Raw genomic sequence first — 24462 nt, 5'->3', positions numbered from 1 at the left:
ACCGGCAGGCAGCGCCCGGCAACCCTTTACTCCGCCGCTGCCGCGAAGCCGTCGTCGTCCTCGACTTCGTCCATCGACGCGAGTTCGACATTGAGGCCCAGCGAGCGCATTTCCTTGACCAGCACGTTGAAGCTTTCGGGAATGCCGGCCTCGAACGTGTCGTCGCCCTTGACGATCGCTTCGTAGACCTTGGTGCGGCCGACCACGTCGTCCGACTTCACCGTCAGCATTTCCTGCAGCGTATAGGCGGCGCCATAGGCCTGGAGCGCCCACACCTCCATTTCACCGAAGCGCTGGCCGCCGAACTGCGCCTTACCGCCCAGCGGCTGCTGGGTGACGAGGCTGTAGGGGCCGATCGAACGGGCGTGGATCTTGTCGTCGACCAGGTGGTGCAGCTTGAGGACGTACTTGTAGCCGACAGTCACCTTGCGGTCGAAGCTGTCGCCGGTGCGGCCGTCGAACAGGGTCACCTGACCCGATTCATCCAGACCCGCCAGCTTCAGCATCGCCGACACGTCGGCTTCGACCGCGCCGTCGAACACCGGCGTCGCCATCGGCACGCCGCCGCGGACATTCTGCGCCAGCTCGACGATATCATCGGGGCTGCGCTGCTCGATCTCGGCGGTGTAGTTGCTGCCGTAAATGGTCTTGAGCAGGTCCTTGACCGCCTCGGGGGGCTGGCCCGCCTCGGGGTTCGGATTGGCTTCGCGCCAATCGTCCAGCGCCTTGCCGATCTGGGCGCCCAGGCCGCGAGCGGCCCAGCCCAGATGCGTCTCGAAGATCTGACCGACGTTCATGCGCGAGGGCACGCCCAGCGGGTTCAGCACGAAGTCGACCGGCGTGCCGTCCTCCAGGAAGGGCATGTCTTCCTGCGGCAGGATGCGGCTGATGATGCCCTTGTTGCCGTGACGGCCGGCCATCTTGTCGCCCGGTTGCAGCTTGCGCTTCACCGCGACGAAGACCTTGACCATCTTGAGCACGCCCGGCGGCAGCTCGTCGCCGCGCTGCAGCTTGTCGACGCGATCCTCGAACTTCTCGACGATCAGCTTCACGGCTTCGTCATACTGCGCCTTGACGGCCTCGATCGCGGTCTGGCGGGCATCGTCCTCGACGGCGAACTTCCACCATTCATGACGCTCGACTTCGCCCAGCAGGGCCTCGTCGATCACCACGCCCTTCTTGACGCCCTTGGGCGCGGCCGTGGCGGTCTGGCCCAGCAGCATTTCCTGGAGGCGGTTGAAGGTCGCACGGTTGAGGATGCCGCGCTCGTCCTCACGGTCCTTGGCGAGGCGGTCGATTTCCTCCCGCTCGATCGCCATGGCGCGCTCGTCCTTGTCGATGCCGTGGCGGTTGAAGACACGCACCTCGACGACAGTGCCGGCGACGCCCGGGGGCAGGCGGAGCGAGGTGTCGCGCACGTCGCTCGCCTTTTCGCCGAAGATGGCGCGCAGCAGCTTTTCTTCCGGGGTCATCGGCGATTCACCCTTGGGGGTGATCTTGCCGACCAGGATGTCGCCCGGCTCCACTTCGGCGCCGATATAGACGATGCCAGCCTCGTCGAGGTTGCGCAGCGCTTCCTCGCCGACGTTCGGGATGTCGCGGGTGATGTCTTCCGGCCCGAGCTTGGTGTCGCGGGCCATGACCTCGAACTCCTCGATATGGATCGAGGTGAAGACGTCATCCTTCACGATCCGCTCGGAGATCAGGATGGAGTCTTCATAATTGTAGCCGTTCCAGGGCATGAACGCGACGAGCACGTTGCGGCCCAGCGCCAGCTCGCCGAACTCGGTCGACGGGCCGTCGGCGATGACTTCGCCGGCCTGGATCAGTTCGCCCACCTTCACCAGCGGGCGCTGGTTGATGCAGGTGTCCTGGTTCGAACGCTGGAACTTCTGGAGGGTGTAGATGTCGACGCCCGACTGGCCGGGTTCGACATCGCCGGTGGCGCGGATGACGATACGGGTCGCATCGACCTGGTCGACGATGCCCGCGCGGCGGGCCGCGATGGCGGCGCCGGAGTCGCGCGCGACGGTGCCTTCCATGCCGGTGCCGACGAACGGCGCCTCGGCACGGACCAGCGGCACCGCCTGGCGCTGCATGTTCGATCCCATCAGCGCGCGGTTGGCGTCGTCATTTTCCAGGAAGGGAATGAGCGAGGCCGCCACCGACACCAGCTGCTTGGGGCTGACGTCCATCAGGGTGATATTGTCCTTGGGCGCCATCAGGAATTCGCCCGCTTCACGCGCGGAGATCAGATCCTCGGTGAAGCTGTGGTCGGCGTTCAGTTCCGCGTTCGCCTGGGCGATCGTGTGCTTGGCCTCTTCCATCGCCGACAGGTATACGACGTCGTTGGTCACCTTGCCGTCGATCACCTTGCGGTAGGGCGTCTCGATGAACCCGTACTTGTTCACGCGGCTGAAGGTCGCGAGGCTGTTGATCAGACCGATGTTCGGGCCTTCGGGCGTTTCGATCGGGCAGATACGGCCATAGTGGGTCGGGTGAACGTCGCGGACTTCGAAGCCTGCGCGCTCGCGGGTCAGGCCGCCCGGTCCGAGCGCCGACACGCGGCGCTTGTGGGTGACTTCCGACAGCGGGTTGGTCTGGTCCATGAACTGCGAGAGCTGCGACGAACCGAAAAACTCGCGCACCGCGGCGACGGCGGGCTTCGCGTTGATGAGGTCGTTCGGCATCACGGTCGACACGTCGACGGACGACATGCGTTCCTTGACGGCGCGCTCCATGCGCAGCAGGCCGACGCGATACTGGTTTTCCAGCAGCTCGCCCACCGAACGGACGCGACGGTTGCCGAGATTGTCGATGTCGTCGATCTCGCCCTTGCCGTCCTTCAGGTTCACCAGTTCCTTGACCACGGCGAGGATGTCCTCGACGCGCAGGGTGGTGACGGTGTCCTCGGCGTCCAGGTCGAGACGCATGTTGAGCTTGACGCGGCCGACGGCCGACAGGTCATAGCGCTCGGGATCGAAGAAGAGGCCGGCGAACAGCGCTTCGGCGGTTTCCTTCGTCGGCGGTTCGCCGGGGCGCATGACGCGATAGATGTCGGACAGAGCCTGGTCGCGATCCTCGGCCTTGTCGGCCTTCAGCGTATTGCGGATCCAGGGGCCGGTGCCGACATGGTCGATGTCGAGCAGTTCGAGACGGTCGATGCCCGCCTTGTCCAGCTTCTCCAGATTTTCCGGCGAAACCTCGTCGCCCGCTTCGATGTAGATCTCGCCGGTCGACTCGTTGATCAGGTCATAGGCGCTGTAGCGGCCATAGACTTCCTCGGTCGGGATCAGCAGGGTTTCGAGACCGTCCTTTTCCGCCTTGTTGGCGGCGCGCGGCGAAATCTTCTGGCCTGCGGCGAAGACGACTTCACCCGACTTGGCGTCGACGATGTCGAAGGCAGGCTTCAGGCCGCGCCACGCTTCGGCGACGAACGGAATCTGCCAGCCGCCTTCGCCGCGCAGGAAGGTCACCTTGTTGTAGAAATAGCCCAGGATCTCCTCAGCATTGAGGCCCAGGGCATAGAGCAGCGCCGTCACCGGCAGCTTGCGCTTGCGGTCGATGCGGACGTTGACGATGTCCTTCGCATCGAATTCGAAATCGAGCCACGAACCGCGATAGGGGATGACGCGCGCGGCGAACAGGTACTTGCCCGACGAGTGGGTCTTGCCCCGGTCATGGTCGAACAGGACGCCCGGCGAACGGTGCATCTGCGACACGATGACGCGCTCGGTGCCGTTGACGATGAAGGTGCCGTTCTGCGTCATGAGCGGCATGTCGCCCATATACACGTCCTGCTCCTTGATATCGAGCACGGAACGGGTTTCGGTGTCCTGGTCCACTTCGAACACGATCAGGCGCAGCGTGACGCGCATCGGCGCTGCATAGGTGATGCCGCGCTGACGGCATTCCTCGACGTCGTACTTCGGGTCTTCCAACTCGTAATGGACGAAGTCCATCTCGGCGGTGCCGGCGAAGTCGCGGATCGGGAAGACGCTGCGCAGGGTCTTTTCCAGGCCCGACACATAGCCGATCGACGGATCGGAGCGCAGGAACTGTTCGTAGCTCTCCCTTTGCACTTCGATCAGGTTCGGCATCTGCACCACTTCGTGGATGTCGCCGAACACCTTGCGGATGCGCTTCTTAGCGCCGGTGTTGATCGTTGGGAGAGCCTTGGTCGCCATGCGTTGTCCTTGCCTTCATTCGTCGCGTTTTTTCGCATCACAGCGAAAATTCAGCCTGGCGTGGGCGATAAAAGGGGTGATTCGCCCTTTCGCCGCCACGCAAAAAAGTGCGGGCCGGGACTGTCCGATCCGCACTGTCAGCGTCTTGTGATCCGAGGATTTCCGCCCATTCTACCCGAAACCGTGCGCAACGCGGTCCGGAACCCGGCAAAAATCCAAGGCCGATCCATAAGCGCACGAGGCGCCGTCTGGACCGGAGTTCGATGACCCATATAGGCCGATGCGGAGGATTTGTGAAGGGGGAGGGGGCGATCTTTGGCGCCGCACAAGGGTTCGAGGCTGAAGTTGACGGTGTCGCCGTCCCAGCAGGCGACAGAAAGATGTTACGGGCACTTCAACGACTGTAGGTTGCCTGGATGGTCGGACTGGTCAACCGGCTCCATGCATCGCAGCCAATTGGAACTGGCGGCTGTTACGCCCGGCCAAGCGTCAGGCGCTGGCGGGCGGTGAGGAAGGGGCCGTCGGGAGCGAGGGGCGGGGCGAATGTTGCGAAGCCCATGGCGCCGGGCATGTTGGCGTAGAGCGCCTCCATCGCGCCGCTGCGCGCATAGCTTTCGTGCCAGAAGCCGGCGCCCCGGCCGAGTTTCGCGAAATCGCGCCACCAGTGCGAATGGGGCGCCGAACGGGTGAAGCTTTCCAGGCTTTCGAGGTCGCGCCAATATTGGCGGATGCCGAAATGGTTGAGCGCGAACAGGCATTGCTCATGCGCCAGCAGCCCCTCGGGCGGATTCTCCCTGACCGAACGTAGTTCCTTGCCGATGCCGATCAGCGAGGCGAGGCCGCGCAGGCTAGACACGCGAAAGCCCAGCATGATGACGATGAGGTCGGGATAGGCGGACAGGTCGACCGACTGGCGGGATTGCATCGACTCGCTCCTTGACGTTTATGGTGTAAACATGACTTATCCGGATTACAGCGTAAACATCCATGTCCGATCCCACAGTCCCTTCGCTCCATGACCGTCTGGTGGATTGCGCGCTGGCGCTGATCGAGGCGGGCGACGGGGAAGTCAGTCTGCGCGCGGTGGCGCGGGCGGCGCAGGTGTCGGCCATGGCCCCATATCGCCACTTCGCGGACAAGAGGGCGTTGATGGCGGCGGTGGCGCTGCGCGGATTTGCGATGCTGGAGGCGGAGGCGAAGGCGGCGGATGACGCCATCGAGGCGGCCGACGCGCTCACGGCGCAGGGCCTGTCCTATATCGCCTTCGCCCGCGCGCATCCAGCGCTGTTCCGGCTGATGTTCGCCGATGATGCGGGCATGACCCTGCCGCACGACCAGTGCCGGGGCGCTTACGCGCTGATGGCGGCGCGCGTGGCGCACATGTCGCCCGACCAGGCCGAAGCGGGCGCGCTGGCCTGCTGGGGGCTGGTCCATGGCCTCGCCACGCTGGCGCTGGACGGCCGCTTGCCGCCCGATCCGGTGGCGGAACGGGCGGCGCTGGACCTGATGGCGCGGGCGCTGGTTGCCCGGTCCTGATTAGCCCTTCACGTCGGCTTCGGTCACGGGTGCGATCTTGATTTCGACGCGGCGGTTCGCGGCCTTGCCTTCCTCGGTCGCGTTGGAGGCGATCGGCTGGGTCTCTCCGTAGCCGCGCGTGCCGATGCGGGCGGACTGGACGCCGCGGCCGATCAGATAATCGGCGACGGAGCGGGCGCGGCGTTCCGACAGCGTCTGGTTATAGGCGTCCGCGCCGTCGCTGTCGGTATGGCCATATACGTCGATATAGGTTTTGGGATATTGCGCCAGGACCGACGCGACATCGTTCAGCGTCGGCTGGAACTGGGGCTGCACGTCCGCCCGGTCATAGCCGAAGGTGATGCCCGAGGGCATCCGCAGCAGCAGATTGTCGCCGTCGCGGATCACGTCCACGCCGGTGCCGGCGGTTTCCTCGCGCAGCTTGCGCTCCTGCGCGTCCATATAGGCGCCGATGCCCGCGCCGGCGACCGCGCCGATCCCCGCTCCCAGGATCTTTTCCGTGCGGTCGTTGCGCCCGCCGACCAGATCACCCAGCAGATAACCGCCCAGCGCGCCGCCGATGCCGCCGATTGCCGCCTTGGAAATGCTGCGCTGCCCGGTCTGCGGATCGGTGGTGCAGGCGGTGGTGGCAAGCATCGCGGCCAGACCCGCGGCGCCGATGATCCGGTGAGAAATCCTCATTATTCTGTTCCCTTGTCTATTCGCCCCGTGGAGCGGATGCTCCCCTCAATGGCCGAGCCAAGCGCTTTGTTCCACAAGCGAACTGAACTGTGGATGATGCCGATGTTGTGAAATTGAAAGATTAGCGTCTATAGGGGGTCACTGACCGCCATGGCCACGATCCCCCCTCCCCATCCCACGCCCTTTCCCTGGGCAGACCTTGTCATCATCCTGGCGCTGGTGGCGCTGAACGGTGTCTTCGCCATGTCGGAACTGGCGATCGTGTCGGCGCGCAAGCCCCGGCTCCAGGCGATGGAGAAGGCCGGGCGCAAGGGCGCGCGGGCGGCGCTGGCTCTGGCGGCGGACCCCGGCAAGTTCCTGTCCACCGTCCAGATCGGCATCACCCTGATCGGCATCGTCGCGGGCGCCTATTCGGGCGCGAGCCTGGGCGGGCCGGTGGGCGAGCGGTTGCAGGCGCTGGGCCTGTCGCCCAACCTGGCCGAAAATGCGGGCTTCGCACTGGTCATCGGCCTTACTACCTATGCCTCGCTGATCGTCGGCGAGCTGGTGCCCAAGCAGTTCGCGTTGCGCGCGCCCGAGCCGATCGCGGTCTTCGTCGCCCGGCCGATGCAGTGGCTGGCGAAACTGACCGCGCCGATCGTGTGGGTGCTGGACGGGTCGAGCAGCCTGATCTTCAAGCTGCTGCGGCTGGACCGCGAATCGGAACATCATGTCACCGCCGAGGAATTGCACCTGATCGTCGCGGAAGCGAGCCGGTCGGGCATCATCGAGGAAAGCGAGCGGGCGATCATATCCGGCGTGGTGCGGCTGGCCGACCGGCCGGTGCGCGAGGTGATGACCCAGCGCATGGATGTCGACTGGATCGACATCGGCGCCGACGAGGAGACGATCCGCGCCAAGCTGCTCGACACGCCGCACACCCGCCTGCCGGTGGGGCGCGGGTCGGTGGAGGATATTATCGGCATCGTCCAGGCGCGCGACATCATGACCGCGCTGTTCCGGGGGGAGCCGCTGAACGTCGAGACGCTGATGCGCCGGGCGGAGATCGTGCCCGACCAGGTGGACGCGATGGACGCGCTGGAGGTGCTGCGCCGGTCCGACGTGCCGATGGTGATGGTGCATGACGAATATGGGCATTTCGAGGGGATCGTGACCCCGGCCGACCTGCTGTCCGCCATCGCGGGCCATTTCGCGTCGGACCGCGACGTGTTCGACGATCCGGACGTGGTCGAGCGCGAAGATGGCAGCCTGCTGGTATCCGGCCAGATGCCGATCGACCAGCTGGCCGAGCGGATCGGCATCGACCTGTCGGAGGATCGCGACTACGCCACCGTGGCGGGCCATGCGTTGTGGCTGCTCAAGCGCCTGCCCGAAGTGGGCGACTATGCCGAGGACCAGGGCTGGCGCTTCGAGATCGTCGACATGGACGGGCGCAAGATCGACAAGCTGCTGGTGGCGATGGGGTAGGGCCGGGCGTGGCGGATGCGCTGGATGCGGCGAGCGCGCTGGCCGCGCAGGCGCTGGCCGCGCGGGCCGATGGCCTGGTGGTGCTGGGCATCGCCGGCGCGCAGGGCAGCGGCAAGTCCACGCTGGCGGTGGCGCTGAAGGCCCGGCTGGCGGCGCAGGGCGTGGCCTGTGCGCTGCTGTCGATCGACGATCTCTACCGCACCGCGGCGGAACGCGCGGCGCTGGCGCGGACGGTCCATCCCCTGCTGCGGACGCGCGGGGTGCCGGGGACGCATGATGTCGCGCTGGGGCTGGCACTGATCGCCGCGCTGGAGCGGGGGGAGGCGGCGGGCCTGCCCCGGTTCGACAAGGCGATGGACGATCGCCTGCCCGAAAGCGCATGGGATCTCGCGCCCGCTGCCACCCGGCTGCTGATCCTGGAGGGCTGGTGCGTCGGCGCGCGGCCGCAGGAGCGGGCGGCGCTGGCCGTGCCCGTCAACCCGCTGGAGGCGCGCGAGGATGCGGACGGCCGCTGGCGCTGCTTCGTCAATGCGGCATTGGCGGGGGTGTATCAGCGGCTGTTCGCCCGTATCGACCGGCTCGCGCTGCTGGCCGCGCCCGATTTCGCGGTGGTGGAGCGCTGGCGGAACCAGCAGGAGGAGGCGCTGCGCACGCGGGGCGGCGCGGGCGTGATGGACGCGGCGCAGGTGGCGCGCTTCATCCAGCATTATGAACGGATCACGCGCCATATGCTGGCCGAGATGCCGGGACGCGCCGACCTGCTGATCGCGCTGGACGCCAACCGCCGGGTGACAGAGGTGCGGAGGCGGCCGGGTGGTTGAACGCGGTCACGGCGCGGCTGCGTCTGCAACGCCGCCTCTCAGTCCAGCATCGCCGCAAGCCTGGGCGTCATATATTCCTGCGCGCCCGCATCCGTGCGCAGGACGAGGCGGGCGGCGAGGGCGTGGCTGGTGGCCAGGGCCATGCCCCGGTCAGGGCCGAGAATGGTGATGGCTGTGGCCAAGGCGTCGGCCAGCATGGCGCTGTCGTGCAGCACGGTGACGGAGGCGACGCCCTCCGCTATCGGTGCGCCAGTCGCCGGGTCGATGCTGTGCGAAAGGCGGCGGTCGCGGTCCATGCGATACCGGCGATAATCGCCCGAGGTGGCGACGGCGAGGCCGGAGAGGGCGATGCGCAATGTCGGCACGGGCAGGCCCGGCGGTGCTTCGACGTCGACCCACCAGGGCTGGATGTCGGGCTTGATCCCGTCGCCGCGCAACTCGCCGCCGATCTCGACCAGGAAATTGGCGACGCCCATCGCCCGCAAGGCTACGGCGATGGCATCCACCGCGAAGCCCTTGGCAATGCCGGAGAAATCGAGCGAGACGTCGGCCGTGCGACGGGCGCGGGTTCCATCCACTTCGATCCGCCTCCACGGGGATGGGATGACGGCGGCGTCGAAGCTTTCCGCGTCGGGGCCGAAGCCCCAGCGGTCGACGAGCCGGCCGATCGCGGGGTCGAAGGCGCCGTCCGAGAGGCGGGCGATGTCGAGGCCGGCGCGCAAGACCGTCAGCAGGTCTGCCGGCAGCGGCATCCATTCGCCCACCGCCAGGCGGTTGAAGCGGCTGATGGCGGAGTTCGCCTCCCAGTTGCTCATCTGGTCGATGATGCCCGTCAGCACCTTTTCGATCTCGGCCGCGCAGCCTTCGGGCGGATCGACGATCTGCGCCGACCAGCTCGTTCCCATGGTGGGGCCGCCCAATGCGACGATCGCGCCCTGACGCTGTCGCCCGAGGAATTGCTCGGGCGAAAGGTCGGGCGCGATCGCGATGCGCAGGCCGTGCGGGAGGCTGGCGTTCAGGGCGCCAGCACCTCCAGCGTCGTGATGTAGGAGGCGCGGCGCTGCGGCGGGCCGGCCGGCGCCTGCGGCCGCGGCGCGGGCGATGCGCCCGCACCGGGACCGGCCTGGCCCGGACCGCCGGGGCCGCCTTCGCCACCTTCGCGTCCGCCACCGATGCTGGCGTTGAGCCAGTACATGCCCGGCTGCGGCCATGTCACCGACAGCTTGCCGTCCTTGTCGGCAATGAGGTCCATCTGGTCCAGCGCATCCCGATAGCGGATGCCGCCGGGAATGACCGTGACCTTGAGGCCGGCGGCGGGCTTGCCGTCGAGCAGGAACTGGAAGGTCGCCGCCTCACCCGAAACGAGGTCGTTGGGGTGGGTGACGGGGACCAGTTCGATACCTTCGCCGGTCGGCTTGAAGATGGTCGTGGTGGGCGCGCCCAGCGTCACGAAAATTTCGTTGCGGTTGGAAGCTTCGGCGACCTGCACATCGGTGGCGCCGGTGGGCAGGGCGCTGGCCAGCTTGTCCTTGGTAGTGCCGCGCGGCAGCCGCTCGCGCTTGCCGTTCAGCATGTAGCTGCCCATGATGCCGGTCGAGGCATTGGCGATCCGATAGGTGCCGGGCTTGGTCAGGTGGACGTCGAAGGTCGAACGATAGCGCCCCTTGGCCGCATTCTCGATCTTGCCGGCCGCGCCGTCGGGTTCGGTGACGCTGATATTGTCCGTAGCCATCGGGAAATGTTCGAAATAGAAAAGATCGTTGGAAACGGCGGCGTCGACCGTCACCCAGCTTTCATTGCCCGACAGGGTGGTGGAGGACGGCATCATCCATTGGCGATGCGCCTGCGCCGCGCCCGAGAGCAACAGGGCGGCAAGCGCCCCCGCGATCAGAAACCTGGTTTTCATGGCTTTCTTCCCCTTATTTGCCGAAGGTGAGGGTGATGGCGCCCAGTTCGCTGCCGCCCTGCGCCTTGACGGTGGCGCCCGGTTTCGGTGGCCAGGCGAAGGGCAGGCGGACGACTTCGCGACCGCCTACCTCGCGCGCGGCCTCGACCAGCAGCGTGTAATTGCCGGGCGCCAGCTGCCCCAGCGGCCCCTTGCCGGCGGTGAAGGCGATTTTCTGGTCGCCCGGCGCGCGGGTTGCGCCGGTCACGCCATCGGCCGGAAACTTCATTGCCCGACCCGAAGCGCGCCACCACTGGCGCACGTCGCGCAGCCACTTGGTGCCCTCTCCATTGCGCATGTCATAATCATACCAGACCGACAGGCTGCGGGGAGCAGCGCCCTCCTTCTCGATCCAGATCGCGACATAGGGGCGGTGATATTCGGCGACCGACAGGCGCGGGATGGTGATGCCGAGATTCAGCGTCTGGGCGCTGGCGGGCGCGGCGAGCGCGCCGAGCGCCGCCGTGCCGGTCAGGGCCAAGCTGTGGCGGATCTGCATGGATGGTCCCCCTTAATGGATGAAGATGATGGCGAGGATCGCCGGGATGACGAGGCCGCCCGCGACCAGCGGCCAGGTGGTCGGGCGCTTCTTCGCGTGCAACTGGAGCAGCAGCAGGCCGGTGAGGGCGAAGAGGAAGCAGGCGACCGAGAAGATGTCGATGAACCATTTCCACGCGGTGCCTGCGTTGCGGCCCTTGTGCAGGTCGTTGAGGTAGCTGATCCAGCCGCGGCTGGTACTTTCACTGGTCACGTCGCCGCTCACCCGGTCGATCGCGATCCAGCCGTCGCCGCCGGGGCGCGGCAGGGCGAGATAGACTTCGTCGGCGGACCATTCCGCCACGCCCGCGCCGCTCTGTCCGATCGCCTTTTCCACCCAGGCGGCGACCGGGGCGGGCAGCGGCTTCTTCGCGTCGGGCGCATCATCGGGGGCGAGCTGTTTCAGAAGGTCTGCGGGCAGGGTGGCGCTTTTCTCCACGGTCTGCGGCGCCCCCTCGACATCGGCGGCGTGGTTTAGCGTGATGCCGGTGAAGGCGAAGAGCAGCAGGCCGATGAGGCTGATCGCCGAACTGACCCAATGCCAGGTGTGGAGCTGCTTCAGCCAGAAGGCCTTGGCGCTCTTCTTCTTGAGCGGGTGGATGCGGGCGGTTCCGTGCATCGGGAAGGGACTGGTCCTGCAAAAAACGAGGTCGACCGCATAACGCGAACGCCTCGCAATTGCAAACGAGTCGCAGTCGCCAAATTGTATCAAAATGTATGACGGACTTTTTGTGCGGCGGACGCAGCGCCGGGGGCGACAGGCGCCCTTGCGCCGCTATTGACGGGCAGGTCCATCCCAACTAGCCGAAATATTTGCCGGATGTAAGACAGGCGGAATAACGCCGGGATGTCGGGGCTGTGGATCGGGCCGCTCTTCAGGAGAGCAAGCGGTGGCCGCTATTGGGATGACACTATGCTGCTGCCGGCCGTTGCTGCGGGAATGATGATGATGGGTGCGCAGGCGGAAGCCGAGGCACCGCGACTGGCCATGGCCGCCGTTGCCGAGGGGGCGGCGTTGCAGGACACCGCGCCCGCGGCCGGAACGCCGCCACCCCCCGTCGTGCCGACCGTTCCGCCGGCCGCGAATGGGGCCGGCGCCACGCAGGACATCGTCGTTACCGGGGAGAAGGGCGCGCCCAAGGGCGATCCGCTGGAACAGCTGAACGCCAAGAGCTTCGAGGCGGTGCAGTCGGTCGACAAGGCGGTCGTCGAGCCGGTGGCCAAGGCCTATAACAAGGGTCTGCCGCGTCCGGTGCGCAAGGGGTTGCGCAACTTCTTCTCCAATCTGGGCGAGCCAGTGGTCGCCGCCGCCTATCTGTTGCAGTTCAAGCCGGGCAAGGCAGCGGAGACGGTCGGCCGCTTCGGCGTCAATTCGACGCTGGGTTTCCTGGGCCTCTTCGATGTCGCCAAGCGCAAGCCCTTCCACCTGCCCCACCGGAATAACGGCCTTGCCAACACGCTGGGCTATTATGGCGTGAAGCCCGGTCCCTATATGTATCTGCCTATCGTCGGCCCGACCACGCTGCGCGACATCATTGGCGATACGGTGGACAAGATGGTGCTGCCCTTCATCGCCGGCGATCCCTTTACCCGGCCGGCCTATGTCCTCCCGACGACGATCCTCAACCAGCTGGGCGAGCGCGCTGCGTTCGACGAGACGATCCAGGCGATCCGCAAGGAGGATGACCCCTACACCGTCTATCGCGAGCTGTATCTGAAGCAGCGGCAGGCGGAGATCGACGCGCTGCATGGGCGCGCGCCGGCCGAGCCGATCGTGCCCATCTATGGAGAGGATATGCCGACGCCGGGCAAGAAGAACGCGCCCAAGGTTACGATCCCGGATCGGGACGGACCGGACATGAATGAGCCGGAGACGGACCAGCCGCAATAAGCGCGCGGATTGGAAACGACGGAACGACGTAAAGTCATCCGACTCCACAAAAAAGGGGCGCCATCCGCATGGAGGGCGCCCCTTTTTTCATGACCGGGAGATTAGCGCCCCAGCAGTCCGCGCGCCTGACCCGCGATTTCGGCCAACATCGCGACATTGGGCGTCGCGGCCGCCTTGGCGCGCTGGACGAGCGTGCGGAACTGGCGGACGCGCGCGCCCTTGGCCTGGAGCCACTGCTCGACATGGGTGGCGATGTCCTGGCCCTTCCCCTGGGCGAGGAAGTCGAGCCGTACCTGCTGCATGTCGCGGGCGACGCCGGAGATGAGCAGGCGTTCCCAGGGATCGGTCGGCTCCATCCGCGCGGCGGCGGACTGGACCCAGTCGATGCCGACCGCTTCGCCCAGATGGGTGAAGGCGCGGGTGAGTGCGATTTCGTCCACGTCCATGCGCGCGGCGAGCGCGGCGATGCCCACCGCGCCGTCGAGCTTGAACAGCCCGGCGGTGCGCAGCGCCAGCGCTTCGGGCGCGCCGAGACCGAGCAGGCGGTCGGTGACGGCATTGGTGCGCCGCTGCGCCTCGCTGGTCAGCAGGTCGTCGACCTGGGCGGCGAGCTTGCCGACGCCCGCGGCCAGTCGCTCATGGCCCTGCGCCGGCAGCGTGCCGGTGGGCAGGGCGCGCAATATGTCGGCGATCTGCGCGCGCATCCCCCCGGCAATATCGCTGAACAGGGCAAGGCGCGCCCCTTCGGACATCTCGGCCGCGTCGATGTCCGCCCACAGCGTGCCGATGTCGTAGAGACGTTCGGCGATCAGGAAGGCGCTGGCGAGATCGGCGAGCGAGCAGCCCTCCTCTTCCGCCAGTTCGAAGGGATGGATGAGGCCGAGGCGGTTGACGATGCGGTTCGCGACCTTGGTGGCGATGATCTCCTTCCTCAGCGCATGGGCGGCGATCGCGTCGGCTTCCTTCTGCTGCATGGCAGGGGGGAAGGCGGCGGCGAGTTCGCTGCCCATGGTCGCGTCGGTGGCGAGGTCGCCCTGTTCGATCGCATCCTGAAGCGCCAGCTTGGCCGTGGACAGCAGCACGGCGAGTTCGGGGCGCGTCAGCCCCTGGCCGTCCTGGCCACGCCGCAGCAACTGGTCGTTGGCGGCCAGCCCCTCCACCTGCCGGTCGAGCCGGCCGCTTTCCTCGAACGTCTCGATCAGGCGGACATAGGAGGCGAGGTCGGCGGCGCCACCGGCTTCGGCGATGGACAGGCCCAGCGCCTGGAGGCGGTTATCCTCCAGCACGATGTCGGCCACCGCGTCGGTCATGCTTTCCAGCAGCCGGTTGCGCTCCTCGAAGGGCAGGCGGCCTTCGGCCATTTCCTTGTTGAGCGCGATCTTGATGTTGACCTCATTGTCCGAGCAGTCGACGCCGGCCGAATTGTCGATGAAGTCGGTGTTGATGCGGCCGCCCTGCAACGAGAAGGCGATGCGGCCGGCCTGGGTGACGCCCAGGTTCGCGCCTTCGCCGACCACCTTTACGCGCAGCTGTTCGGCATTGATGCGCAACCGATCGTTGGCCGGATCGCCGACATCGCCGTGGCTTTGCGCGGCGGCCTTCACATAGGTGCCGATGCCGCCGAACCAGAGAAGGTCGGCCGGAGCCTTCAGGATGGCGGAGATGAGCGCCGTCGGTTCCATTTCCGTTTCGGTCACGCCCAGGATTGCCTGGACTTCCGGGGTCAGGGGCACGCTTTTCAGGCTGCGCGAAAAGACGCCGCCGCCAGCGGAAATGAGCGACTTGTCATAATCCTCCCAGCTGGAACGGGGCAGCTGGAACAGCCGGTTGCGTTCGTCCCAGCTCCTGGCCGGATCGGGTGCGGGGTCGAAGAAGATGTGACGATGGTCGAAGGCAGCGACCAGCTTGATCGACTTGCTGAGCAGCATCCCGTTGCCGAACACGTCGCCCGACATGTCGCCGCAACCCACGACCTGCACCGGTTCGTTCTGCACGTCGACGCCCATTTCGGCGAAGTGGCGCTGGACGCTGATCCACGCGCCGCGCGCGGTGATGCCCATCGCCTTGTGGTCATAGCCGTTGGAGCCGCCGCTGGCGAAGGCGTCGCCCAGCCAGAATTTGCGGTCGAGCGCGATGGCGTTGGCGACGTCGCTGAAGGTCGCCGTGCCCTTGTCGGCGGCGACCACGAAATAGGGGTCTTCGCCGTCGTGAATGACCACCTGCGGCGGGTGCTTCACCTTGTCGTTGACGATATTGTCCGTGACCGACAGCAGGGCGCGGATGAAGATGCGGTAGCTTTCGGTGCCTTCCGCCAGCCAGGCGTCGCGGTCGATCTGCGGATTGGGCAATTGCTTGGGATAGAAGCCGCCCTTCGCGCCGGTCGGCACGATGACGGCATTCTTCACCCGCTGCGCCTTCATCAGGCCCAATATTTCGGTGCGGAAGTCGTCGCGCCGGTCGGACCAGCGCAAGCCGCCGCGGGCCACCGGGCCGGCGCGCAGATGGATGCCCTCGACGCGCGGGGAATAGACCCAGATTTCGCGCCACGGAAGCGGGGCGGGCAGGCCCGGGATCTGCGCGCTGTCCAGCTTGAAGGCGATGGCCTCTGCCGCTGCCTTGCTGAAGAAATTGGTGCGCAGCGTGGCGGTGACGACCGCGCGCAGCAGGCGCAGCACGCGATCCTCGTCGATCGCGGTCACATGGTCGAGGCCGGCGTCGATCGCCGCCTGCGCCTGCGCTATCCTCTCGTTTGCGCCGTCGCGCGCGGCGGGATCATGCAGCGCCTCGAACAGGGTGACGAGGCTGGCAGCGACATCCTGTGCGCGGCGCAGCGTTTCGGCGACGGTCGCCATGCCATAGGCCATTCCGGTCTGGCGCAGATAGCGGTAGAGCGAGCGGAACAGTACCACCGAACGGGGCGTCAGGCCGGCGGTCACGATCAGTTCGTTCAGCCGGTCATTTTCGGCATGGCCCTCCAGCACCTGGGCGATGGCTTCGGTCACGATTTCGGCGCGGTCCACCACCGCCTGCGCGTTGCCACCGGCGGGCAGTTCCAACACGAAGCGCTGGACATGGCCCAGTCCGCCATTTTCGAGTGCCGTCGTCATCTCCTCGATCACGCGGAAGCCGAAATTCTCGAAGGCGGGCACGACGTCGGACAGGGCCGTGGTGTGGTGGCTGTAGAGCTTGAGGCGCAGCCGTTCGGCGCTGTCCTCCGGATTGCGGTAGATGCGAATCGACTTGTCGCCCGCGCCCGACAGGCCGTGGAGCAAGCGGATGTCGATCGCGGCCTCGACCGGGCCGGCGCCGTTGCGATAGGCGAGGGGAAAGCCCGGCGCGAAGCGCTGCGCCAGCGCAGCGGCGCGGCCCGCTTCCTCGGTCGCGGCCAGCGCTTCCTCCACGGCGGGCACCCAGCCGCGCACCATCTGCTTGAGCTGCTGGTCGAGCGCGGCGTCATCCGGCACGACGCCGCCATCGCGCAGGTCGAGCGTGATGCGCAGCAGGGCGAGGCCGCCTTCCTCCAGCGCGATCGACCAGCTGAGCACCGGACCGTTCGCCGCCCGGGCCAGCATGTCCTGAATGGCGGTGCGGCGCGCGGTCGACAATTCGTCGCGCGGCAGCCAGACGAAGGCGTAGAGGTGGCGTGCCAGCGCGCTGGTGGCGAGCGCCAGCTGCGGGCGCGGCCGGTCGCTGAGCGACATAAAGGTCAGCGCCAGCCGCTCCAGCGTTTCGCGATCGAAGCCGATGGTGATGTCATGGGGCAGCGCGGTCAGCGCATGAGCCAGAGTCTTGCCGGCATGGCCGGCCGGATCGAAACCGAACTTGTCCATCAGCGTGGACAGGGCCGACCGGAGCAGCGGCACCTTGTCCGGGGTCGCCGACAGGCCGGAACTGGTCCACATGCCGGCATGGATCGACAGTGCCGTCACCTCCCTGCCTTCGCGCAGGGGCACGATGACGAGGTCGAGCAGGACATGGCGATGCACGCGCGAGAGGCGGCTCGACTTGACGATCAGCGGCGTGCGCTTGCCCTCCTCGAACCAGACGAAGGCGGCCTCCAGCGAAGCAGGTGCGATCAGCGGCTTGTCATGACGGGTGCAGATGCCCAGCCGGGCCACGCTGCTGCCGTCGCGGCGGATGATTTCATGGCCGACCTGGGTGAAGTGGCGGGCGAGGAACCAGCGCAGCAGCGCGGCGCCTTCCTCATCGGGCACTGCATCGGCGTCATTGGCCATGGCGGTCTGCATCGGCGCCCAGTCGGCGACGGTCGCGCGCACGTCGGCGAGCGTGTCCTCCAGCGCCTTTTCCAGCGCCCGGCGCGCCTTGGCGTCGGCCCGGTCGGCCTCGATATAGATCATCGATTCCCGGCGCGCGCCCGGCGCGTCGTCATCCAGGATCGCCGACAATGCGCCCGCGCCGTCTCGCGCGACGGAAAGCACCGGATGCAGCAGGCGGTGGATGGTGATGTCGGCGGCCGCCAGCGTGTTGGCGATCGAATCCACCAGGAAGGGCATGTCGTCATTGACGAGGGCGATACGCATGAAGCGGCCGGTCGCGCCTTCGCCCAGCGTTTCGACGGCAATCGCCGGCACACCGGGCTTGCGGCCATTGGCCGTGCGGCCCAGGAACGCCGCCGCCGCGGCGACGGCCGCGCTGTCGAACCCTTCCCGTTCGCCGGGCAGGGCGCTGCGCGCCAGCGCTTCTTCCAGCGCCTCGCGGATGAATGTGTCGACTTCCTTGATCTTCGTATCTGCCAGCGCCGTCATTCGCTCACCTCTCAGCGCGGGTGGGCCCCGCTTGCCTGTCGAAACGGAGGAGACGCTGGATGGCCGCCATGCGACTCCCCGGTATTGGAGCGCCTATATGCGCCCGAGTGGCGGACGGCTCAAGTCGAGAGTGAAACAAAATTTCCAGCGCGTGAAATAATATGATGCAGCGCACAAACGGCCCTGCGCCTCGCGGCGGGGCTGTGTGGATGGTCGCGACTATGAATCCGGAGCGCGGGCCTGTCGAGCGCCGATCCGGACGGCGGGAAAGCATTTCGCGGCGAATGACGGCGGCGCGACGGCCAGAGATGCCGGGGCGATCGTCAATGGGCGGCGGCGGCGATTACGCGCTGGCCAAGGTCTGAATCTTCGGGCAGGGCGCCGACCAGCGACAGGGAGCCGTCGACTTCGCGGCGGGCCACCACCACCGCGAACCCGTCCGCATCGGTCGTGATCGCCAACGGATCGAGCGGGGCGGCCGCCTTCATTGCCGTCCGGGCCAGTTGGCGCTTGTCGGGACGTGCAGGCTGGGCGGAGCGGCGCAGCGCGCGCTCGTCGCGGACCACAGCCTTCAACCCGCCGACATAGGTGGCAAGATATTCGGCGAATTTTCCGACGCCCAGGCCATTTGCGAACGCATGTTCGAGCGCGGTGGCATATTCGGTGATGCGCGTCTTGTCATAGGTCGCGCCGAAGACCAGCTTGATGACGGCGGTCATCGGGCTGCGGGCCTGCGCCTTGATGCCATAGTCGGCCAGCAGTTCGGCATAATCGTCGGGCCGGGCGCGCGCGACCAGCGAGAAATCATAGGCCAGGCTGACGGCGCGGTAGAGGGCGGCATGGCTGCGCGCCTCGCTGATCCGAACCCGCGCGGCGCCGTCGCGCGCCAGCGCCAGCCAGTCGGCCAGCGAGGCGTCGTCGCCCGGACACTCCATGCCGGCCAGGTCCAGCGTGTCGTCATCCTCCTCGTCCGCATCGAAGGTCGAAGCGGGCGCGCTGGCCGGGCCGTCGGCCCAGACCGGCGTCACGGGGACGGGCGCGGGCGCGGTGCGCAGCGCTTCGCCGACTTCCTGCTCCAGCGACTGGAGCACGTCGTCGGTCGCTACTTCCTTCCAGTTGATGACGCCGAACACGAAGTCGATCGTGTCGCCATCGGACGAAAAGGGCATCAATATGCCGCGATAGAGGATTTCCGCGCCGCGCTGGTTGATGAATTCGGCTTCGAACCCGATCGGCGCGGCATTGGCGATGATCTGCAGATAATGGTCGGTCAGTCGCGACAGCAGCGAACGCGCCGGCACGTCGTTGATGAAGCCGATCGCACCCTCGATCTCGCATTCCTGGCGCAATGCCGAGCCGAGATAGGCGACCGCGGGATTTTCCATCCCCGTGCTGAAGTCGAGCAGGACGCTGTAGGGACCGAAATCCTCCAGTTGCTCGGGCGAGAGATCCTCGATCGAGGGCAGCGCGCGATCACCCAGCAGCGACGCCCAATAATTATAGGCGCGCACCTGCATCCGCCGTTCGTCCGAACCGACGGCCGGCGGTGTCTCGATCGCCGCATCATCGGCATGATCGAAATCATCCTGGTCGTTGGCGACGTCGCGCCCCCGCAGAGTGTCCATCCGGTCGGTCCCTAACACAGGTCAAAATCGTTCCTCAGGACTCGACATTGGCACGGGATGGTAAAGGGGGGGTAAATGCGGCGGCGCCATAAAAGGATGCGACCGATGCAATTTGCCGGCTTGTGCGTCGCCCCAACCGCTGTTATCAGCCCGCCCCGACGCCGCTTTAGCTCAGTTGGTAGAGCACATCATTCGTAATGATGGGGTCACGTGTTCGAGTCACGTAAGCGGCACCAGATCTGCCCTTTTCGAGGGGCCTGAAACCTCGAAAAACCCCTGAAAAACTGGTATAATTGGGCATCGGCTTTCCGGTGTCGTCTGCTCCTATCCACCCCTATCCGGGTGATTTGGGGGCCTCGAATTGGGGGCCTTTTTGACATTTTTGAGTCGAGGCCCCCAGATGCTTACAACGGTTCAGATCAATGCCCTCAAACCCAGGGAGAAGCCCTACAAGGTCGCTGACGAGAAGGGCCTGTACCTGCTTGTCTCGCCATCAGGCTCCTATTTGTGGCGGGTGAAGTTCCGGTTTCACGGCATAGAGAAGAAGATGGCGCTTGGCCGCTATCCCGATGTGAGCCTGAAAGAGGCGCGCAAGAAGCGGGATGAAGCGCGCGAGCAACTGAGCGGAGGGCAGGACCCCTTGGCCGTCCGTTTGCAGGCGAAGGTGGAGGCTGAACTGGCGGCCCGTACCACATTCCGGGTCGTGGCGGACGAGTTCATCGAAAAGATGGAGCGGGAGGCGAAGGCCCCTGCCACTCTCAAGAAGGCGCGATGGTTTCGCGATCTGCTCGATCCCTCTATCGGACATCGGCCGATAGCCGACATTACCGCCCATGAGCTTCTCCAGTCGCTCAAGCGCCTGGAACGGAAAGGTCATCATGAATCGGCTATCCGTCTCCGTTCATTTTCCGGGCGCATTTTCCGCTATGCGGTTGCCACGCTGCGCGCCCAGCACAATCCGGCCGACATCCTGCGAGGCGCACTCACCACGCCGAAGGTCAAGCATCATGCGGCATTGCTCGATCCGGTGAAGGTCGGCGAACTACTCCGCGCGATCGACGGCTATGGCGGCAAGATCGAAACCCGGATCGCTCTTCAGCTTGCTCCGCACGTCTATTTGCGGCCGGGCGAATTGCGGAAGGGGGAATGGCCCGAGATTGATTTCGAAGCCAAGGTGTGGCGCGTGCCGGGCGAGAGAACGAAGATGCGCGTGCCTCACGCCGTCCCGCTGTCCACGCAGGCGATCACTCTGCTGAAGGAACTCAAGGCACTGGATAATCCGGGCACATTCCTGTTTCCGGCAAACAAGACGTTTCTCAAACCGATTTGCGAGAACACGCTCAATATAGCCCTTCGGCGCTTGGGCTTCACGAATGAGGAAATGACCTCGCATGGCTTCAGGTCGATCGCCAGTACGCTGCTCAACGAAAGTGGCCTCTGGCATCCTGATGCGATCGAACGCTCACTAGCGCATCGAGAACGCGACAGCGTCCGGGCCGCCTATCATCGCGGCGCCCACTGGGACGAGCGTGTCCGTATGGCGCAATGGTGGTCGGATTATCTTTGCAAGCTGCGTGATGGCGCAGAGATCATACGCCCGATGTTCGGCACCTGACCTCCCGCCACGCTTTGACGGACAATGTGCTCGGTTATGGGGCACGACTTGCTGCTCACCCCGTTAAAGGTGCCCTCTTCCTCATAGGGGAGCGGCGGTCGATCAAACGGAAATGTCCCGATCGGTAAATTTATAGGAAGTTTGATGCCGGAAGCCTACAAATGCCCCGATCGGGAATATTTTATGACTTTTCCACGTTGAGAACAGGAAATTTACCGTACGGGAAATATGGCCTTGCCAAGCCAGCTTTTGTGCCTGATATTCCCGATCGGGAAAGGTGGCGAAGATGGATGTTCAGCAAATAGGGAATGCCGTACGTGATGCACGCCGCACCATGGGCCTACGCCAGGATCAACTGGCAGGTGCAGCGGGTGTTGGCTTGCGATTCATTGTCGATCTTGAGGCCGGCAAGGCTACGATACAGCTCGGAAAAACGATCCAGGTCCTTGAAGCACTGGGTTGCCATTTACGTGTAGACAGTCGCGCGGTGCTGCGGTCGTGACCGCTGCGCTCAATGTCTTTTGGGACCATGCACTGGTCGGCAGACTGGGGCTGGATGATCATGGCGACTTGAACTTCAGCTATGCATCTGTCTGGCTCGAAGACCCGACTAAGCCAGCAATCTCGGCATCACTGCCCAAGCGACAGGAATCCTTTGGACGTCGCGAGGCTCGCCCCTTTTTTGCGGGGTTGTTGCCAGAAGAGGCTCAGCGCGACGGCGCGGCGCGGGCGCTCGGCGTTTCAAAGGGCAATGACTTTGCTCTGCTCGATGCGATGGGTGGGGACGTCGCTGGGGCTCTGGTTCTGTGGCCTGAGGGGAGCGAGCCACCAGCAACGCCGATCGCCTTCATGCCGCGCCAACTCGACGATGCTGCGCTTGCGGCATTGCTCGAAGAGCTGCCCCGGCGACCACTTCTTGCCGGCAACGATGGATTGCGTCTGTCACTGGCAGGCGCACAGCTCAAATTGCCTGTTGTTCTCATCGATGGCCAAGTCGCCCTGCCGGCGCCGGGACAGCCAACCACCCACATCCTCAAGCCACCGATCGAGCGCTTTGCGGGCACGACAGAGAATGAAGCCTTCTGCCTGCGCCTTGCTGCGGCGGTCGGTCTTTCGGTTGCGCCTGTCGCGCCGCGGCGAACTGGAGACAAGGCCTATTTGCTGGTCGATCGCTATGATCGCGCTGTCGCAGCTGACGGCAGTGTGCGTCGACTGCATCAGGAAGATTTTTGTCAGGCACTCGGCATTACACCTGAACGCAAATATGCGTCCGAAGGGGGACCCAATTTCAAATCATCCTTCGATCTGGTCCGTCGGATCTGCGCGCGTCCAGCCGTCGATGTGTTGCGTCTCCTCGATGCAGCGATCTTCAATGCGCTCATTGGCAATGCAGACGCGCATGGTAAAAATTTCAGTCTGCTCTATCTGGAAAGCGGGCCGACGCTGACACCCCTTTACGACCTCATGGCGACGATCCTTTATCGCGAGGTGAACTCGAAGCTCGCCATGAAGATCGTCAAAATGTCGGCGATCGAAGATCTCGATGCTCGCATCTGGAGCAAGTTTGCGCAGGATATGGGTTTATCTGCGCCTTATGTCCGGCGACGCGTCCTTGCCTTGTCTCAGGCCGTCATCAGCCACTGCCCGGATGTTAGCCGGCAGATCGAGGAGGAAGGCTTTGGCGGCGAAACGCTTGTACGTCTGGTCGAGGTGGTTTCGACCCGCGCAGAGCTGTTGCGCAAGTTGCAGGAATAAAAGGGTGGGCAAGCAGAATTTGCTGGAATTGCGGGACGTCCTGCACCTGGCGGGGCACCCGTCAGCGCCGGTGGATCATCACTGGGATGGAAGGCAGGGCGATCTCGTGAATGACGTGGTGAGGGGCACCGTGTCGAGGGTTGTCGAGGCGCATGAACGTCATCAATGATCGCCATTCGCAGGCGGCGGAAATTCTGAGCGCGCATCCCGACTTTCGCGTGCAGCGGCGCCTCGTACCTGTCACTGCGTTCCACGAGGCAGACCCATATGCCCCCAGCCGGGTAGGGGTAGCCATCGACGTGGAGACGACCGGGCTCGATCGAGATGCTGATCGCATCATCGAACTGGCCGTTCAGCGTTTCCGGTTTGATGTCCGGGGGCGGATCATTCAGGTCGGGGTGCCTCGGGTCTGGCGAGAAGATCCGGCTATTCCACTTGATCCCAAAATCACCAAGTTAACCGGCCTCACAGACGACGATCTTGCGGGCCAGTTCATCGACGAAGTTGCGGCTGTGGACATCCTTGCCTCCGCCGACATCATCGTCGCCCACAATGCTGCCTTCGACAGGCCGTTTGTCGATCGTCGGCTTCCGGCCATCGCCGGAAAGCCTTGGGCCTGTTCCATGGCCGAACTGGACTGGCTAGAACTTGGTTTCGAGGGCCGAGCTCTGGCGCATCTCGTTTCGCAATGCGGCTGGTTCTATGAGGGGCACAGGGCCGAAAACGATATACTCGCGCTCCTGTACCTCCTCTCGCACGGATTGCCGGATGGCGGGACGATTCTAGCAAAGCTCGTCGCCTGTTCCGAACAGCCGACCTTCCGCGTAAATGCCGTTGATGCGCCTTTCGACGCTAAGGACCGCCTCAAGGCGCGAGGATATCGCTGGGACGCGGCCATGCGTTTCTGGTGGAAGAGCATTGGCCACGAAGAGAGCGATGCCGAACGCGTCTGGCTGCATAGCGATGTCTATGCCGGATATGGCGAACCCTCGTTCATACCCGTCACGGCCTGCGAACGGCATCGATGAATTTTTGTATGGGTTCGGCTGAAGATCGACGGTTGATGCGGTTCACGCCGGGCGCTCCGGAATCCTGAGCGCGTTCGATTTCAAGCCGCCCAGCGATCAAGGTCCGGAAAAAGCGGTAAGGCAGGCGGGTTTCCGGGTTCGATAACGCGAGCGTCGAAGGTCCCGATCGTCAGCCATTCGACGCGCCATTCGACACAGGCAGCTTCACCCTCGAAATGAACGATTCCCGCACCATCGCGAGCGACCTCCCACCGGCAACGCATGTTCTTACCGTAATGGCCCACCAACAAGGTGCCGTCGCTGAGGCCGACCAGGAAACGATCGTCAGTATCATAGGGCACTGTGAGCACCGTTTCGACGTCGCCGGTGACACGCAAGCGAACGCTTTCCGGAATCGGGGTGATCAGTACACACATCGCAGAATCCCTCTTTCCTATTTGAGAACAAATAGCGAACATATCGAGCGGGAAAGGAGTCGGCAATGGTGATAATTGATGGTGGATTTCTTCTGGGTGTCAAACGGCGTTCAAAAGGGACCCCCGATCGGCGTCGAAGAGGGACCCCCTTTTCAGATAATATGATGCTGGTTTGTTGAAGATGGCCTTGCG

The 24462-nt window shown here is 65.1% G+C and carries 19 protein-coding genes and 1 tRNA gene; 10 read left to right on the top strand and 10 right to left on the bottom strand.

Features of this window, described 5'->3' with window-relative positions:
* Positions 1 to 26: 26 nt before the first annotated feature.
* On the bottom strand, positions 27 to 4187 hold the full coding sequence (rpoB, locus tag A7Q26_RS12610) for a DNA-directed RNA polymerase subunit beta (RefSeq protein ID WP_066859966.1): 4161 nt from the start codon (positions 4185 to 4187) through the stop codon (positions 27 to 29).
* 472 nt (positions 4188 to 4659) lie between these two features.
* Positions 4660 to 5112 carry a monooxygenase family protein gene (locus A7Q26_RS12605; protein ID WP_066859962.1) on the bottom strand — a complete coding sequence of 151 codons (453 nt, stop codon included), beginning with the start codon at positions 5110 to 5112 and terminating at the stop codon, positions 4660 to 4662.
* Positions 5113 to 5174: 62 nt separating this feature from the next.
* On the opposite strand from A7Q26_RS12605, the gene A7Q26_RS12600 reads away from it, so the two are divergent.
* Positions 5175 to 5723 carry a TetR/AcrR family transcriptional regulator gene (locus A7Q26_RS12600; RefSeq protein ID WP_066859959.1) on the top strand — a complete coding sequence of 183 codons (549 nt, stop codon included), beginning with the start codon at positions 5175 to 5177 and terminating at the stop codon, positions 5721 to 5723.
* On the opposite strand, the gene A7Q26_RS12595 is transcribed toward A7Q26_RS12600, so the two are convergent.
* The gene (locus tag A7Q26_RS12595) at positions 5724 to 6404 is read right to left on the bottom strand and encodes an OmpA family protein (protein ID WP_066859956.1); all 681 of its coding nucleotides are present in this window, start codon (positions 6402 to 6404) and stop codon (positions 5724 to 5726) included.
* A 150-nt stretch (positions 6405 to 6554) separates the two neighbouring features.
* Here A7Q26_RS12595 and A7Q26_RS12590 point away from each other — a divergent pair, with 150 nt between their 5' ends.
* Both A7Q26_RS12590 and A7Q26_RS12585 read left to right on the top strand, forming a co-directional pair.
* A complete protein-coding gene (locus A7Q26_RS12590) occupies positions 6555 to 7871 on the top strand; it encodes a hemolysin family protein (RefSeq protein WP_066859952.1) in 1317 nt (438 codons plus the stop codon).
* An 8-nt stretch (positions 7872 to 7879) separates the two neighbouring features.
* Complete coding sequence (locus tag A7Q26_RS12585) at positions 7880 to 8692, top strand: kinase (RefSeq protein ID WP_066859949.1); 813 nt, start codon at positions 7880 to 7882, stop codon at positions 8690 to 8692.
* Positions 8693 to 8730: 38 nt separating this feature from the next.
* On the opposite strand, the gene A7Q26_RS12580 is transcribed toward A7Q26_RS12585, so the two are convergent.
* From A7Q26_RS12580 to A7Q26_RS12565, 4 genes are all read right to left on the bottom strand, one after another.
* Entirely contained in the window at positions 8731 to 9597 is an 867-nt protein-coding gene (locus A7Q26_RS12580) for an FAD:protein FMN transferase (RefSeq protein WP_066859946.1), read from the bottom strand.
* Positions 9598 to 9707: 110 nt separating this feature from the next.
* Complete coding sequence (locus A7Q26_RS12575; RefSeq protein ID WP_066859943.1) at positions 9708 to 10598, bottom strand: DUF4198 domain-containing protein; 891 nt, start codon at positions 10596 to 10598, stop codon at positions 9708 to 9710.
* Between the two features lie 13 nt (positions 10599 to 10611).
* A complete protein-coding gene (locus tag A7Q26_RS12570) occupies positions 10612 to 11136 on the bottom strand; it encodes a DUF2271 domain-containing protein (RefSeq protein WP_066859940.1) in 525 nt (174 codons plus the stop codon).
* Between the two features lie 12 nt (positions 11137 to 11148).
* Complete coding sequence (locus tag A7Q26_RS12565) at positions 11149 to 11793, bottom strand: PepSY-associated TM helix domain-containing protein (protein WP_066859936.1); 645 nt, start codon at positions 11791 to 11793, stop codon at positions 11149 to 11151.
* A 294-nt stretch (positions 11794 to 12087) separates the two neighbouring features.
* Here A7Q26_RS12565 and A7Q26_RS12560 point away from each other — a divergent pair, with 294 nt between their 5' ends.
* Positions 12088 to 13065, top strand: coding sequence for an MlaA family lipoprotein (locus tag A7Q26_RS12560; RefSeq protein WP_084439108.1), 978 nt, complete (start codon positions 12088 to 12090; stop codon positions 13063 to 13065).
* 101 nt (positions 13066 to 13166) lie between these two features.
* Here A7Q26_RS12560 and A7Q26_RS12555 read toward each other — a convergent pair whose 3' ends face one another.
* Together A7Q26_RS12555 and A7Q26_RS12550 are read right to left on the bottom strand one after the other, a co-directional pair.
* On the bottom strand, positions 13167 to 17831 hold the full coding sequence (locus A7Q26_RS12555) for an NAD-glutamate dehydrogenase (RefSeq protein ID WP_066859933.1): 4665 nt from the start codon (positions 17829 to 17831) through the stop codon (positions 13167 to 13169).
* A gap of 323 nt (positions 17832 to 18154) precedes the next feature.
* Positions 18155 to 19456 (bottom strand): PAS domain-containing protein, encoded by a 1302-nt coding sequence (locus tag A7Q26_RS12550; protein WP_066859930.1) that lies wholly within the window; start codon positions 19454 to 19456, stop codon positions 18155 to 18157.
* 160 nt (positions 19457 to 19616) lie between these two features.
* Here A7Q26_RS12550 and A7Q26_RS12545 point away from each other — a divergent pair.
* The 6 genes from A7Q26_RS12545 to A7Q26_RS12530 all read left to right on the top strand — a co-directional run bounded on the left by A7Q26_RS12545 (position 19617) and on the right by A7Q26_RS12530 (position 23854).
* Positions 19617 to 19692: transfer RNA gene (locus tag A7Q26_RS12545), tRNA-Thr, on the top strand.
* Between the two features lie 164 nt (positions 19693 to 19856).
* On the top strand, positions 19857 to 21071 hold the full coding sequence (locus tag A7Q26_RS12540; protein ID WP_066859928.1) for a tyrosine-type recombinase/integrase: 1215 nt from the start codon (positions 19857 to 19859) through the stop codon (positions 21069 to 21071).
* A gap of 286 nt (positions 21072 to 21357) precedes the next feature.
* Complete coding sequence (locus A7Q26_RS24610) at positions 21358 to 21573, top strand: type II toxin-antitoxin system Y4mF family antitoxin (RefSeq protein WP_084439107.1); 216 nt, start codon at positions 21358 to 21360, stop codon at positions 21571 to 21573.
* Positions 21570 to 22826, top strand: coding sequence for a type II toxin-antitoxin system HipA family toxin (locus A7Q26_RS12535; RefSeq protein WP_066859925.1), 1257 nt, complete (start codon positions 21570 to 21572; stop codon positions 22824 to 22826). Before A7Q26_RS24610 ends, A7Q26_RS12535 begins: the two co-directional genes overlap by 4 nt.
* A gap of 4 nt (positions 22827 to 22830) precedes the next feature.
* Positions 22831 to 22995, top strand: coding sequence for a hypothetical protein (locus tag A7Q26_RS25580; protein WP_198162932.1), 165 nt, complete (start codon positions 22831 to 22833; stop codon positions 22993 to 22995).
* The gene (locus A7Q26_RS12530) at positions 22979 to 23854 is read left to right on the top strand and encodes a 3'-5' exonuclease (RefSeq protein WP_066859922.1); all 876 of its coding nucleotides are present in this window, start codon (positions 22979 to 22981) and stop codon (positions 23852 to 23854) included. Before A7Q26_RS25580 ends, A7Q26_RS12530 begins: the two co-directional genes overlap by 17 nt.
* 80 nt (positions 23855 to 23934) lie before the next feature.
* On the opposite strand, the gene A7Q26_RS12525 is transcribed toward A7Q26_RS12530, so the two are convergent.
* Positions 23935 to 24270, bottom strand: coding sequence for a hypothetical protein (locus A7Q26_RS12525; protein WP_066859919.1), 336 nt, complete (start codon positions 24268 to 24270; stop codon positions 23935 to 23937).
* Positions 24271 to 24462: the final 192 nt, after the last annotated feature.

This window comes from Sphingobium sp. TCM1 (genome assembly GCF_001650725.1).
GTDB lineage: Bacteria > Pseudomonadota > Alphaproteobacteria > Sphingomonadales > Sphingomonadaceae > Sphingobium.
The sequence above is the reverse complement of the archived record's forward strand: the minus strand, read 5'-3'. Positions and strand labels throughout refer to the sequence as shown.